The organism is Paractinoplanes bogorensis, from assembly GCF_018829635.1.
GTDB lineage: Bacteria > Actinomycetota > Actinomycetes > Mycobacteriales > Micromonosporaceae > Actinoplanes > Actinoplanes bogorensis.
The window spans coordinates 295,378-308,639 of the sequence record NZ_JAHKKG010000012.1 but is presented as its reverse complement, the minus strand read 5'-3'; the positions used below and the strand labels follow the sequence as shown (position 1 = coordinate 308,639).

General features: G+C 71.4%; 12 protein-coding genes and 1 tRNA gene. 4 read left to right on the top strand and 9 right to left on the bottom strand.

The genetic code is table 11. The features are described 5' to 3' along the window. Positions 1–5: 5 nt before the first annotated feature. Entirely contained in the window at positions 6–2,027 is a 2,022-nt protein-coding gene (locus KOI35_RS48585) for a TPM domain-containing protein (protein ID WP_308121292.1), read from the bottom strand. Positions 2,028–2,242: 215 nt separating this feature from the next. Here KOI35_RS48585 and KOI35_RS35470 point away from each other — a divergent pair, with 215 nt between their 5' ends. Both KOI35_RS35470 and KOI35_RS35465 read left to right on the top strand, forming a co-directional pair. After that, a complete protein-coding gene (locus KOI35_RS35470) occupies positions 2,243–3,070 on the top strand; it encodes a Bax inhibitor-1/YccA family protein (RefSeq protein WP_215793053.1) in 828 nt (275 codons plus the stop codon). Between the two features lie 86 nt (positions 3,071–3,156). Then, the gene (locus KOI35_RS35465; protein ID WP_215793052.1) at positions 3,157–3,453 is read left to right on the top strand and encodes a hypothetical protein; all 297 of its coding nucleotides are present in this window, start codon (positions 3,157–3,159) and stop codon (positions 3,451–3,453) included. A gap of 81 nt (positions 3,454–3,534) precedes the next feature. Here KOI35_RS35465 and KOI35_RS35460 read toward each other — a convergent pair whose 3' ends face one another. From KOI35_RS35460 to KOI35_RS35450, 3 genes are all read right to left on the bottom strand, one after another. After that, positions 3,535–4,779: an acetyl-CoA C-acetyltransferase gene (locus KOI35_RS35460; protein WP_215793051.1), complete on the bottom strand. Its 1,245-nt coding sequence runs from the start codon at positions 4,777–4,779 to the stop codon at positions 3,535–3,537. 89 nt (positions 4,780–4,868) lie between these two features. After that, positions 4,869–5,660 (bottom strand): SGNH/GDSL hydrolase family protein, encoded by a 792-nt coding sequence (locus tag KOI35_RS35455; protein WP_215793050.1) that lies wholly within the window; start codon positions 5,658–5,660, stop codon positions 4,869–4,871. Positions 5,661–5,688: 28 nt separating this feature from the next. Continuing rightward, on the bottom strand, positions 5,689–6,747 hold the full coding sequence (locus KOI35_RS35450) for an SGNH/GDSL hydrolase family protein (protein ID WP_215793049.1): 1,059 nt from the start codon (positions 6,745–6,747) through the stop codon (positions 5,689–5,691). A 128-nt stretch (positions 6,748–6,875) separates the two neighbouring features. Between KOI35_RS35450 and KOI35_RS35445 the strand changes: the two genes are divergently transcribed. Further along, positions 6,876–7,220 (top strand): YkvA family protein, encoded by a 345-nt coding sequence (locus KOI35_RS35445; protein WP_215793048.1) that lies wholly within the window; start codon positions 6,876–6,878, stop codon positions 7,218–7,220. Between the two features lie 3 nt (positions 7,221–7,223). Next, the gene (locus KOI35_RS35440) at positions 7,224–8,582 is read left to right on the top strand and encodes a cystathionine beta-synthase (protein WP_215793047.1); all 1,359 of its coding nucleotides are present in this window, start codon (positions 7,224–7,226) and stop codon (positions 8,580–8,582) included. Positions 8,583–8,682: 100 nt separating this feature from the next. Here KOI35_RS35440 and KOI35_RS35435 read toward each other — a convergent pair. From KOI35_RS35435 to KOI35_RS35415, 5 genes are all read right to left on the bottom strand, one after another. Next, positions 8,683–8,766: transfer RNA gene (locus KOI35_RS35435), tRNA-Leu, on the bottom strand. A gap of 109 nt (positions 8,767–8,875) precedes the next feature. Beyond that, a complete protein-coding gene (locus KOI35_RS35430; protein ID WP_215793046.1) occupies positions 8,876–10,234 on the bottom strand; it encodes an NAD(P)/FAD-dependent oxidoreductase in 1,359 nt (452 codons plus the stop codon). Between the two features lie 100 nt (positions 10,235–10,334). After that, positions 10,335–10,898: a hypothetical protein gene (locus tag KOI35_RS35425; protein WP_215793045.1), complete on the bottom strand. Its 564-nt coding sequence runs from the start codon at positions 10,896–10,898 to the stop codon at positions 10,335–10,337. Beyond that, complete coding sequence (locus tag KOI35_RS35420; RefSeq protein WP_215793116.1) at positions 10,898–12,229, bottom strand: DUF58 domain-containing protein; 1,332 nt, start codon at positions 12,227–12,229, stop codon at positions 10,898–10,900. Before KOI35_RS35420 ends, KOI35_RS35425 begins: the two co-directional genes overlap by 1 nt. A 14-nt stretch (positions 12,230–12,243) precedes the next feature. Beyond that, a complete protein-coding gene (locus tag KOI35_RS35415) occupies positions 12,244–13,254 on the bottom strand; it encodes an AAA family ATPase (RefSeq protein ID WP_215793115.1) in 1,011 nt (336 codons plus the stop codon). Between the last annotated feature and the right edge of the window lie 8 nt (positions 13,255–13,262).

The window sequence follows — 13,262 nt, the reverse complement described above, 5'->3', positions numbered from 1 at the left end:
TCGAGTTAGAAGCGGCCCCCGCCCCCGCGTCGCCCGCCGCCGCCACCGCCGCCGCCGGACGTACGGCGTCCCCGTGAACCGCTGCCGCCGAAGCCGCCGCCCGAATAGCCGCGTGATCGTCCGCCGCCCCCGGAGAGGATGCCGCCCAGCACAGCCCCCGCGAACGCTCCCGCGTCGAACCCGCCCGACTGCCCCGGCCCGCCACCCCAGCCGGACCCGCCGCCGCCTCCCCAGCGCTGCACGTCGAGCCGGGCCGACTGCCCCGCGTTGGCCGCCAGCCGCCGGGCCTGACGGGCCTCGGCCAGCGCGGTCGCGGGATCGGTCTCGGCCAGGCTCTCGGCCACCGACAGGTGCCGCAGTGCCTCGGAGAGCGTCGCCCGCGCCCCGGAATCGACCGCGCCCCGCCGGGTCGTGATGAAGTCGTTGGTCGCGGCCACCTCGGCCCGGGCCACCGGCAGTTCCTGGGCCAGCAGGCCGCGATCGTGGGCCAGCCGCTCGGCGGCGTCTCGTGCCTCGGCCAGCGCCGCGTCCAGAGCCGCGTCGGCCGCCTGCAACTTGGCCACGGCCTCGATCGGGTCGGGCCGCGAGATCGCCAGCGCGGTCGCGACCTCGGCCAGCACCTGTTCCCCACCGCTGATCGCCGCGGCGAGACCCGCCGGAGCCGCTCCGCCCCCGTTCAGCGCCGCCTGCCCGGCTGCGATCTCACCGGTGATCTCGGCGATCAGCGCCTCGGCCGCCGCCCGCGCCGCGGGGAGGTCCGTCGCGGCCCGCCCGACGGCCGCGACCAGTTGCTCGGCCTGGTCGATCGCCTGCTCCGCCGCCCGTACGGCCAGTGCCGCCTCGGCCCGATCCCCACCCGGGACGTCGCTCGGCGCCGAACCGCCGGTTCCGCTCAGTTCGGCCCGCGCCTTTTCCAGCGCCGAAGCCGCGAACGAAAGCCGCTCCCGCGCCTGATCCAGATTGGTGGCGATCGCCGTGACCGCCCCACCCGAGTACCCGGTCAGCACCTGCTGCGCGGTCACCTCGGCCTGAGGCAGGGAGGCCTCGATCCCGGTACGGCGTCGATCGAGCTCGTCGGCCGCCTCGGCCGCCCGCCCCTCCAGGTCACGCAGCCGGTCGAAGGCTTCTGATTCCGCATCCAGCCGGTCGTCGGCGCCCCGGCAGAGCTCGACGATCCGGGTCAGCGTCTCGCGCCGCCGGGCCTCGTCCGGGGCCGGCTCCTCGTCGAGTGTCATCCGCAACCGGAACGCCTCGGCCACGTCCCGCCTCGACGCCTCGAGCGCGGCCGGGAACGGCGCTGTAGCCGTCGCACCGTACTGCGCCGCCGCCAGCCCGAGCTCCCGCTCCCCCGCCCGCAGGTCGTCGTCGAGCTCGATGAGCAGCGCGTTGGCCTGGTTGGTCAGTTCCTCGATGCTCGGCCCGGCGGGCGCGGCCGGAGCCGGGGCCGGGGCCGCCGGTGATGCCGCCTTTCGCCGCCGCCGCAGCCAGAACCAGGCGAGCGCGACGATCACCACCAGGACGACGACCAGCCACACCCACCCGGAGCCACCGCCGCCGTTCACGGCTTCGGCGTAGCCGTTGGCCCCCGCGATGACCGCACCCGACCAGTCGTTCCGGCTCAGCGCGGGCTCGATGTCGTCGGCGGCCACGGCGGACAGTTCGCTGTCGCTGAGCCGGGAGTCGTCGGGGAACGAATAGGCGTAGGCCCGGTCGCCGGTCGCCACCGCCAGCAGCGCGTCCCGGTCGCCGAGGTCACTGAGCCGGGCCGTCTCGTCGGTCCACTCCTGCGCCGGCGTCCCGTCGAACGAGTCGACCACGACCACGAACAGCTGCAACCCGGTCTTCTGCTGCAGCTGGCTGAGCGCGGCGTCGACCCCGCCCCGGTTGCTGAGCACCCCCGCCGGATCGGTCACCTGGGTGGCCAGCCGCTCGGGCGCTTGAGCCGCCGCCGGACCCGCCCCCACCAGCAGAACAGCGGCCGCAGCCACCAGCGGAAGAACAACCAGGCGACGCAGCTTCGATCTCACGAGCCCAACCTAAGCCCAAGAGCGTTCCCCGTACGCCTCAGTCCCAGCCCTGTGGATAACTCAGCGGCTGGTGATGACCAGCAAGTCCCCGTTTCATTTCGACGGGCTTACATTCAGCCTGTTCACAGCATTCCGAGGCTTCCTCGATCAGCTTCACCCCGTACGCTGGTCGAGCACGTCATACGTGCCTCAACCTCAAAGGGAGGCTGGACACAGTGAAGACTTCCAACCCGGTGCTCTCGCGCCTCGGCCAGGCGGCCGAGCGGGAGCGTACGGCCGGGTACGGGGCTTACGGCCCCGCCGGTGCCGCCCCGGGTTACGGTCAGCCGTATCCCGGCGCGTCGGACTACCCCGCCGCTCCGCCCGCCGTCCAGCCCATGACGGTCGACGACGTCGTCGTCAAGACGGTCACGCTGCTCGGCATCACCGGTGTCTCGGCGGTGGTCGCGTGGAACGTGATCCCCGACGCGATGACCGGTGCCGCCTGGATCGGTGCCGCGGTCATCGGCCTCGTTCTCGGCCTGGTCATCTCCTTCATGCGGATGGCCAACCCGGCTCTGATCGTGACCTACGCGGTCGTCGAGGGCGTCTTCGTCGGCATGGCGTCCAAGGTTTTCTCGGTGATCGCCGGCTACCAGGGCGTCGTGCTGCAGGCGGTGATCGCCACCTTCGGCGTCTTCTTCCTGACCGCGTTCCTCTACAAGGCCAAGGTCATCCGAGCCACGCCGAAGTTCCAGCGCGGCATGATCATCGTGATGGGCGGCCTGTTCGCCGTCATGCTGATCAACATCGTGCTGTCGCTGTTCGGCTTCAGCACCGGCCTGCGTGACAACGGCCCGCTCGGCTACATCTTCAGCATCGTCTGCATCGTGGTCGCCGCCCTGAGCTTCATCCTCAGCTTCAACGAGGTCGAAGAGGGCGTGCGCGCGGGCCTGCCGCAGCGCTACAGCTGGGTCGCCGCGTTCGGCATCCTGGTCAGCCTGGTCTGGCTCTACCTCGAGATCCTGCGCCTGCTGAGCTTCCTGCAGGGCGGGGACGACTAGCAACCGCCGCAAAGCAGAAGACCCGGGCTACCGACGTACGGTGGCCCGGGTCTTTGCTTGTGGTTCGAAAGATTAGTCTGACTGTTGTGACCGACTTCGCGACGTCGATCGACCGGCTGCTCAACCAGATCCGCGTGTGGGAGCAACCGCGCTGGAACGTCGACGACCGCGCCGAACGCACCTTCGCCCTGGTGCAACGGCTGGCCGACATGGGTGCCGACGCCGAGGGCCGCCCCCGCCGGCCGGTGCCGCGCGACCACGACATGATCCTGCCCGACCAGGTGCGCGTGCTGGCCGACGACCTGATCGCCGCCGGTGACGAGCGGGCCCTCCTCGGCGCGGCCGCCGCGGTCGACGAGTTGCGCAGCAACCTCAACACATAAAGCAGCAGCCTCAACACATAAATCCGCCGAGCCCGGCCGCTCGTGGCAGACCGGACCCGGCGGTGATCCGGGGGGAGCGGGCTAGCTGAGGCGCTCCAGGACCATGGCCATGCCCTGACCGCCGCCGACGCACATCGTCTCGAGGCCGATGCTCTTGTCGTGCCAGTCCAGGGCGTTGAGCAGGGTGCCGGTGATGCGGGCGCCGGTCGATCCGAACGGGTGACCGATGGCGATCGCGCCGCCGTTCACGTTCAGCTTCTCGATCGGGATGCCCAGGTCGCGGTACGACGGGATGACCTGGGCGGCGAAGGCCTCGTTGATCTCGACCAGGTCGACGTCGTCGATGGTCATGCCGGCCCGCTTGAGCGCCTGCCGCGACGCCTCGACCGGGCCCAGGCCCATGATCTCGGGGCTGAGCGCGGTCACGCCGGTCGAGATGATCCGGGCCAGCGGGGTGATGCCCAGCTCACGGGCCTTGGTGTCGCTCATGATGACGACCGCCGCGGCGCCGTCGTTGAGCGGGCAGCAGTTGCCCGCGGTGACCATGCCGTCGGGGCGGAACACCGGCTTGAGCTGCGACACCGCCTCGAGCGTGACCCCGGCGCGGGGGCCGTCGTCCTGCGACACGACCGTGCCGTCGGGCAGCGTCACCGGGGTGATCTCGCGCTCCCAGAAGCCGTCGGCGATCGCCTTCTCGGCCAGGTTCTGGCTGCGTACGCCGAACTCGTCCATGTCGCGGCGGGTGACGCCCTTGATCTGGGCCAGATTTTCCGCGGTCTGCCCCATGGCGATGTAGACGTCCGGGATCTGGCCGTCCTCGCGCGGGTCGTGCCAGGTGCGGCCGCCCTCGGCGTACGACTTCGTGCGGGCACGCGCCTCGTCGAACTTCGGGTTCTCCCAGCCGCCGCCCAACTGGGCCTGCAGAGCGCTGGGCAGACCGTCCGAGCTGCCGCGGGCGTACCGGGAAACGGTTTCGACTCCGGCCGACAGGAAGATGTCGCCCTCGCCCGCCTTGATCGCGTGGAAGGCCATGCGGGTGGTCTGCAGCGAGGAGGAGCAGTAACGGGTGACCGTCGCCCCCGGCAGCCCGTCGAGCCCGAGCTGGGTGGCGACCACGCGGGCCATGTTGAAGCCCTGCTCACCACCGGGCAGGCCGCACCCGAGGTAGAGGTCCTCGATCAGGGTCCGGTCGAGCTGCGGCACCTTGGCCAGTGCGGCGTCGACGATGGTGGCGGCGAGGTCGTCGGGACGCAGGTCCCTCAGCGATCCCTTGGCTGCACGGCCGATGGGGGATCGGGCGGTGGCGACGATGACAGCTTCCGGCATGGGCCCAATTTAACTCGCGAGTAACTTAGCCGGAAGTACAAATTCGTCACACACGCGGCATGTTCGACTACGGAGCCGTCATTGACCGTTCATCCGGCGGGCGTCATGGCCGCCTTGACCACGGCCGGATAGAGGGCGTGGGCCCAGACCCGGTAACCGTCGGCCGACGGGTGGAAGCCGTCGTAGCAGAGCGTGCCCGCGTCGGCCCGGAACACGGCGCCGGTCTCGTCGGCCAGCTGGACCACCGCGCCGCCCGCGGCCGTGACCGCCTTGGCCTGCGCCTTGGCCATCCGGCGACCCATCACCCCGGCGATCTGGCGCAGCGGCGGAGCGATCGCCCGCAGCGCGCCCAGGTCGGGGCAGGTGCCGACCACGACGCGTACGCCCGCATCGCGCAGCCGCCGCACGGCCGTGCCCAGCTGAGCCGCCGATTCCTCGGGGCTGCGCAGGCTGGTCGCGTCGTGCGCGCCGATCAGCACCACGGCCACGTCGGGCCGCTCGCCGAGCAGGGCCCGGGCCACCTGGGTGGCCAGGTCGGACGATCGCGAACCGGCCACGCCGACGCTGGACAGCAGCACGTGCCGCTCGCCGGTCTCGGGAGTGCCCTCGGCCAGCAGGCGGGCCAGCTGGCCGCCCACGGTCTCGCTCAGCCACTCGACGCCCACGCCGATCGCCGCCGAATCACCCAGCAGCACCAGCCGCAACGGCGGAGCCGAGACCGGGCCCATCGACGTGCGCAGCGCCAGGCCCATGGTCGGCTTGGCGTAGCGCCGGGCCTTGGCCGCGAGCACCTCGCCGATCAGCAGGGCGGCCCCGCCCACCGCGCCGGCGAGCACACCGGTGGCGGCCGCCTTGCCGATTCTCGCGTTCAGCCCCGCCATTCTCGCCTCCCTGCGTGACGCTGCATGGTCAGTGATCCTCCGGGGTCCACCCTACGGCGCTCGATGCCGAGCGGCCGCTGGGAACGGCTTCCGTCGCCGTCGCGGACGACGCCGAACGGTGGCCGAACCACGTGCGTGGCTCGCCGAACCACGGGTGCCGGCGCAGGACGGCCCACCGGCCCGCCGCGCTGACCTCCGTGCCCGGAGCCTGGACCGCCTCTTGAGCGGCCTCCTGAAGATTGCGTACCCCGTCGGCGGCCGGTGGAACCGTCCGATCGTCCTCGCCGAGGACGGCCATCAGCGTCGGCATCACCACGGCGGCGGCCCGCGCGTAGCCCTCGACCGACGGGTGGAACCGGTCGGAGCCGAACATGCGTACCGGGTCGGCCTCGAACATCTTCCCGAGCAGGCCACCGATCGACACCGTGCGCCCGCCCGCCTCGACCACCGCGACCGTCTGGGCCGCGGCCAGGTCACGGCTCCACTTGCGGGCCAGCCAGCGCAGCGGCGGCTTGATCGGCTGGATCGCGCCGACGTCGGGGCAGGTGCCGACGACGACCTTGCAGCCCACCTCGCGCAGCCGCCGGACCGCCTCGCCCAGGTGGCGTACGGCCCCGGACCGGTCGGACACGTGGGTGACGTCGTTGCCGCCGATGAAGATGACCGCCACATCGGGCCGGTATTCGAGAGCGTTGTCCACCTGATAGGGCAGGCCGGACGACATCGACCCGACAACGGCCAGGCGATGCAGCCGTACGGGTCGTCGCAGCCGCCGCGACACGCCGGTGGCCAGCAGCGCCCCCGGTGTCTCGCGGGGACGGTGCACGCCGTAGCCGGCCGCGGTCGAATCACCCAGGATGACCATGCTGATCGGCGGCCCGCCGAACTTGGCACCATAGAGGCCGTCGCCGCGCGGGGGCGGCGCCTCGGCCATCGGGATGATCCGGCGGGCCTCCGCGGCCTGCCGCAGCAGCAGACCGGCCGACACCGCGGTCACCGTGGCCAGGGCGCCCGTCACGCCACCGAGGACCTGACCGGCCAGCTTGATCCGCCGCCGGTCCTCCGCAGTGAATGAAATGGTGCTCACAGGCTCCCTCGCTGTCGCTCTGCCATCAGAATCCCGGAAACGGCAGGGGAATTCGAGGCTATCGCGCCGCTGCGAGAGGCAATCATGGCGCACACCGGTCATGCTGGTATGACCGGAAGGAGAACAGCATGGCGAAGACGCTGAAACGGGCGGCGGCGTTCACCGCGCTCGGCAAGGCCCTGATGTCCGGCTCCCGCGGCGGCCCGTCGCTGTCCACCCGCATCGCCGCGATCCCGCGCATGATGAAGGCCACCACCAAGGGTCAGTACGACGGCGGCATGCGCCTGGCCATGATGGCCGCGGCCACCGCCTACGTGCTGTCGCCGATCGACCTCATCCCCGAGGCGTTCCTGCTGATCGTGGGCCTGGCCGACGACGCCGTGATGGTGGCCTGGCTGGCCGGGTCGGTGCTGGCCGAGACCGAGCGCTTCCTGGAGTGGGAACGGGAGCAGGCCCGCATAGTCGTACCCTAGGGCGTGCGCTACTACGACAACGTCGTCGACATCATCGGGGACACCCCCCTGGTCAAGCTGAACAAGGTCACCGAGGGCATCCAAGCCACCGTGCTGGCCAAGGTCGAATACTTCAATCCCGGCGGCTCGGTGAAAGACCGGATCGCCCTGCGGATGGTGCTCGACGCCGAGGAATCCGGCCTGCTCCGGCCGGGCGGCACCATCGTCGAGCCCACCAGCGGAAACACCGGTGTCGGGCTGGCCCTGGTCGCGCAGCAGCGCGGCTACAAGTGCATCTTCGTCTGCCCCGACAAGGTCAGCGAGGACAAGCGCAACGTCCTGAAGGCGTACGGGGCCGAAGTGGTCGTCTGCCCGACGGCGGTCGCCCCCGAAGATCCGCGCTCCTACTACAACGTCTCCGACCGCCTCGCCCGTGAGGTGCCCGGCGCGTGGAAGCCCGACCAGTACTCGAACCCGGCCAACCCCCGCTCGCACTACGAAGAGACCGGCCCCGAGCTGTGGAAACAGACCGAGGGCAGGATCACGCACTTCGTCGCGGGCGTGGGCACCGGCGGCACGATCAGCGGGGTCGGTCGCTATCTGAAAGAGCAGGGTTCCGTACGTGTCATCGGCGCCGACCCCGAGGGTTCGGTCTACTCCGGTGGCACCGGGCGGCCCTACCTGGTCGAGGGCGTGGGCGAGGACTTCTGGCCCGACGCGTACGACCGCACCATCTGCGACGAGGTCATCGAGGTCTCCGACTCGGACTCGTTCGAGATGACCCGGCGCCTCGCCCGCGAGGAAGGCCTGCTGGTCGGCGGCTCGTGCGGCATGGCCGTGGTGGCCGCGCTCGACGCGGCCCGCCGGGCCAAGGCGGGCGACGTGGTGGTGGTCCTGCTCCCCGACGGCGGCCGCGGCTACCTGTCCAAGATCTTCAACGACGACTGGATGGCCCGGTACGGCTTCCTGCACCCGGTCGACGGTTCGCCCACGGTGGCCGACGCGCTGGCCCGCAAGGACGGCGCGATGCCCCCGCTGGTCCACGTGCATCCGACCGAGACGGTCCGCGACGCGATCGACTACATGCGCGAGTACGGCGTCTCCCAGCTCCCGGTGCTCAAGGCCGAGCCCCCGGTCGTGACCGGCGAGGTGGCCGGCTCGATAGCGGAGAAGGCGCTGCTCGACGCCCTGTTCACCGGCCAGGCCCACCTGCACGACACGATCGAACGGCACATGGGCGAGCCGCTCCCGATGATCGGCGGCGGCCAGCCGGTCAGCGAGGCGGTGGCCATGCTCGAGAAGGCCGACGCCGCCATGGTCCTGATCGACGGCAAGCCGGCCGGCGTCCTGACCCGCCAGGACCTGCTGACTCACCTGTCCTGATCACGCATTCCCGGGCCGGCGCGGCGTCTCGTTGCGCCGGCCTCGGCGCGGCGTCTCGTTGCGCCGGCCTCGGCGCGTCTCCGAAGACGGATCATCAGGGTGCCCGGGGCGGGTCTCGAACCCGCACGCCTTCGTGAGGCAGCCGCTTTTAAGGCGGCCGTGTCTGCCGTTCCACCACCCGGGCCGGGCCGTCCGGCAGCTCCGCGCGCGGAATTACCGGTCTTAGGGCAGTCCCACGCGTGGGACTGCCCTAAGACACCGTATACGTCGGGACGACAGTAAGGGAGCCCGCCTCAGCGGGACCCGGCACCGACCGAGGGACGCTCGCCGGACGACTGCACCGGCGGGGTGACGTCGGTGAAGTCCTCGCGCGGCGAGTGCAGCTGGTTGAGGGCCACCGTCTCGCGCTTGAACAGCATCGCGAGGGTCCAGTCGGCGACCACGCGGGCCTTGCGGTGGAACGACGGGATGTGGCTCACGTGGTAGGAGCGGTGCATGAACCACGCGGGCCAGCCCTTGACCTTGATGCCGTAGACGTGCGCGACACCCTTGCCCAGGCCGAGACCGGCGACACTGCCGATGTACTTGTGCTTGTACTCCTTGGGCTCGCCCCCGAGGACGACCTGCCGGATGTTGTCGGCCAGCACCTTGGCCTGCCGGACGGCGTGCTGGGCGCTCGGCGAGCACCAGCCACCGGGGTTGGTCAGGTCGGGCACCTGGGCACTGTCGCCGGCGCTCCACGCGCCCTCGAGCACGTTGCCGTCGCTGTCGGCCACCTGCAGCGTGGGCAGGCAGTTGACGTGGCCCTTGGGACCGCGGGGCAGGTCAGTGTGGTCGAGCATCGGCGACGGCTTGACGCCGGCCGTCCAGACCAGGGTCTCGGCCCGGAATTTGTCGCCGTCGGAGAGCACGATCTCGCCGTCGACGCAGGAGTTGAGGAAGGTGTCGAGGCGCAGCGAGATGCCGCGCTTGTCGAGCTGACGGGCCGCGTACGCACCCATCTTGGGACCGACCTCGGGCAGGATCCGGTTGGTCGCCTCGACCAGGACGAACTTGATCTCGTCGGCGTCCAGCTCGGGGTAGTACTTCATCGCGTCGCGGACGACGTCTTCCATCTCGGCCAGGGCCTCGATGCCGGCGAAGCCGCCGCCGACGAAGACGAAGGTCAGCGCCGCCTTGCGCACCTCGGGGTCGGGCGTCACGGCCGCGACGTCGAGCTGGTCGAGAATGTGGTTACGCAGGTAGATGGCCTCACCGATGGTCTTGAGGCCGATGCCGCGCTCGCTCAGTCCGGGGATCGGCAGCGTCCGCGAGACGGAGCCCGGGGCCACGATGATGTGGTCGTAGCTCATCTCGGTGGCCGGGCCCTCGATGGGCTGGATGGTCACCGTCTTGCGTGCGTGCTCCACCTTCGTGACCTCGCCGGCCACTACGCGACACTTCTTGAGCTCGCGGCGGAGCGGCACGACGCTGTGCCGCGGGGAGATGTTGCCGGCCGCTGCCTCGGGGAGGAACGGCTGGTACGTCATGTGCGGCTGCGGGTCGATCACCACGATCTCGGCCCGGCGCCGGTTGAGCTTCTTCGACAGGCGCAGGGCGGCGTAAAGACCAACGTGCCCTGCACCGACGACGACGATGCGCTGCGGATTCACGTACGCCATTCTGCGCGTCCGGAAGCCCTCCGCGCCTCCTGGTGTGATGTTCGCCAATCCCATTTGTCAAGTGCTATGACACACAAGTTGCAGGGATATTTCACGCTCTATGAACAAGGCGTGATATCAGCAGCGTGGCGGTGGCCGCCCCGGCCAGTCCGACCACCGTGGCCACCAGGAACGGGCCCCCGGCGAGCTCGGTGGCCAGGCCGAGCGCGAACACGGTGAGCACGGCCGAGACCAGCACCACGGCCAGCGCCCGCAGCAGCCACAGGCCGACGACGTCGATGTTCACGACCGCGTCGTACGGCAGGACGGCGGCCAGCGCGGTGAGCGAATGTCCGAGGTAGAGCGCCGTCGCGATGGTCAGAACCCGCCACAGCGTCACCTCGGCGCCCTGGAAGGCGGTGTCGACCAGCCAGCCACCGATCACGACCAGCGCGGCGAACGTCGCCCCCCGGCCGCGCGGGGCGAACGCCGGGTAGAGGGCGACCACGGCCAGCGGGACGAAGAACTGGGTGCCGAACAGGGCCGACGGCCAGGCCACGGAGACCGCGACCAGGCCGCACACGGCGATCGCGACCCGCACCAGGAAAGGCAGCACGGTGGCCCGGGAGAAGCTGCGGCGCGCACCGCTGAGGCGGCGGGAGATCATCTCGATCATCAACGCCCCCGCGGGGCCGAGGCGAGCCGGGACACGTCACGCAGGACCAGGTCGAGGCTGCCCGCGCCGGCCCACTCGACGACCGGAACGCCGTGCTCGCGCAGCCGGCCCAGCACATTCTCCCGCTCGATCCGCCACAGCCGGGTGGCCAGCGGCGTCCACGGGCTGCGCACGTCGGGGGCGGCCTGCGCGGGCAGGGTGTCGACCGCCACCACGTACCGGCCGGACTGGGCCAGCGAGGCCAGCATGTCGGCCGACCGCGGGTCGATCAGCGGCGTGAGAACCATCACCAGGGCGTCCGACGACACGTGATGGGCGCCGAAGTCGCCCTCGCGCTCCATCGGATCGGGACGCACGTCGAGCAGCCACTCGAGCGCGATCAGATATTGCCGGCGGCCGGTCGCGGGACGCAGGCGCCGGGCGCCGGCCCCGTATTCGAGCAACGAGACCCGGTCACCGCGCTGCAGATAGTGCTCGGCGATCGCGGCACTCGCCCGCACCGTGGTGTCGAGCACCGATGCGCTGCCGGCCACACCGCCCGAGAGGCCGACCTCGCCCAGCACGTCGAGCAGCAGCACCACCTCGGCGTCCCGGTCGGACAGGGTGGAGGCGACGTGCAGGTCGCGCGTACGCAGGGAGACCCGCCAATCGATGCGCCGGAGACGGTCGCCCGGCGCGAACGGGCGTACCCCCGCAAGCTCTCCGCCCTCACCCATGCGGCGGGACCGGTGCGCGCCGACCAGACCGGCCGCGGCGGGCATGGCCTCGATCGCGTTGAACGGCTCGGTGACCGGATAGACGCGGACGCCGAGGGCCGGGGTCACCACCGGACGGCAGGCGAGCAGGCCACCGCAGGCGGCGACCCGGGCCGCGGCCGGACCCACGTCCTGCCGGCCCCAGCGCAGCGCGTCGCCGGACAGGTCGACCGCGGCCCACCCGTCCGAGGGCACCGTGATGGCGAACGGGCGGTCGGCGTGCTCCAGCTTGAGCCAGCGCGACGTGCGGGTGCGGACCACCACCAGGTCGTACGGGATGTCGTCGGGGTTGGTCACGGTGACCGAGGCCTGCACCTGACCGCCCTCGACCAGCAGCTCCTCGTCGGCGACAACCGCCAGTTCGGGCACGGCCCGGGGCATCCGGCGCAGATGGACCGCGGCGCCGATCGCGAACGGCGCGGCCAGCAGCACCAGATCGACGCGACCGAACGCCACGCCGAGCACCAGCAGCAGGCCGGTGAGCAGCACGGCACGGCCGAGCGCGCGGGTCGGCACCCAGGACGGGCCGTAGCCCCCCTCGGCCGACGCAGCCGGCGGCACGGCACGGCGCAGCAGCGGCTCCGGACCGGTCACGTCGCGGTGTACCCCGTCGCGTAGGTGGGCAGCGCGCCGCTGGCCGGGGCGGGCGTCGCCTGCAGCACCTCGTCGACCACGAAGGCCGGGTCGACCCGGCGCAGCCACATCTCGGGGCGCAGCGTGATGCGGTGGGCCAGGGCGGGGACGGCCACGTCCTTCACGTCTTCGGGCACCACGAAGTCACGACCGGCCATCGCGGCCCGGGCCCGGGCCAGCAGCAGCAACGCCAGCGAGCCACGCGGCGACGAGCCGACCAGCACCGACGCGTGCTCGCGGGTGGCCGAGGCCAGCGACACGCAGTAGCGCCCGATGGAGTCTTCGACGGCGATCGTCTCGAGCGCCGCCTGCATCGACTGCAGCGTGGCCGAGTCGACCACCGGCTGCAGGAAAGCCTCCTCCTGGCGGCGGGACATCCGGCGCTGCAGCACCTCCCACTCCTCCTGAGCGGTCGGATAGCCGAACGAGACGCGCAGCAGGAACCGGTCGAGCTGGGCCTCGGGCAGCGGGTAGGTGCCCTCGTATTCGATCGGGTTGGCCGTGGCCAGCACGTGGAACGGCGGGTCGAGACGGTAGGTCACGCCCTCGACCGAGACCTGCTTCTCCTGCATCGCCTCGAGCAGGGCGGCCTGCGTCTTCGGCGGCGTCCGGTTGATCTCGTCGGCCAGCAGCATGTTGGTGAACACCGGGCCGGCCCGGAACGCGAAATCGCCCTTGCGCTGGTCGTAGAGGAACGAGCCGGTCACGTCGGCCGGCAGCAGGTCGGGGGTGAACTGCAACCGGCGGAAGTCGAGGCCGAGCGCCTGCGCGAAACAGCGGGCGGTCAGCGTCTTGCCCAGACCGGGGAGGTCTTCGAGCAGCACGTGCCCGCCGGCCAGGATGCCCGCCAGCACCAGTTCGAGCGAGTCGCGCTTGCCGACCACGACGCTGCCGACCGAGTCCAGGACGGCACCGGCCAGCCTGCCCACCTCGTACGGGGGAAGGGCCTTCACGCCTGTCTCCGTCACCACGCCAT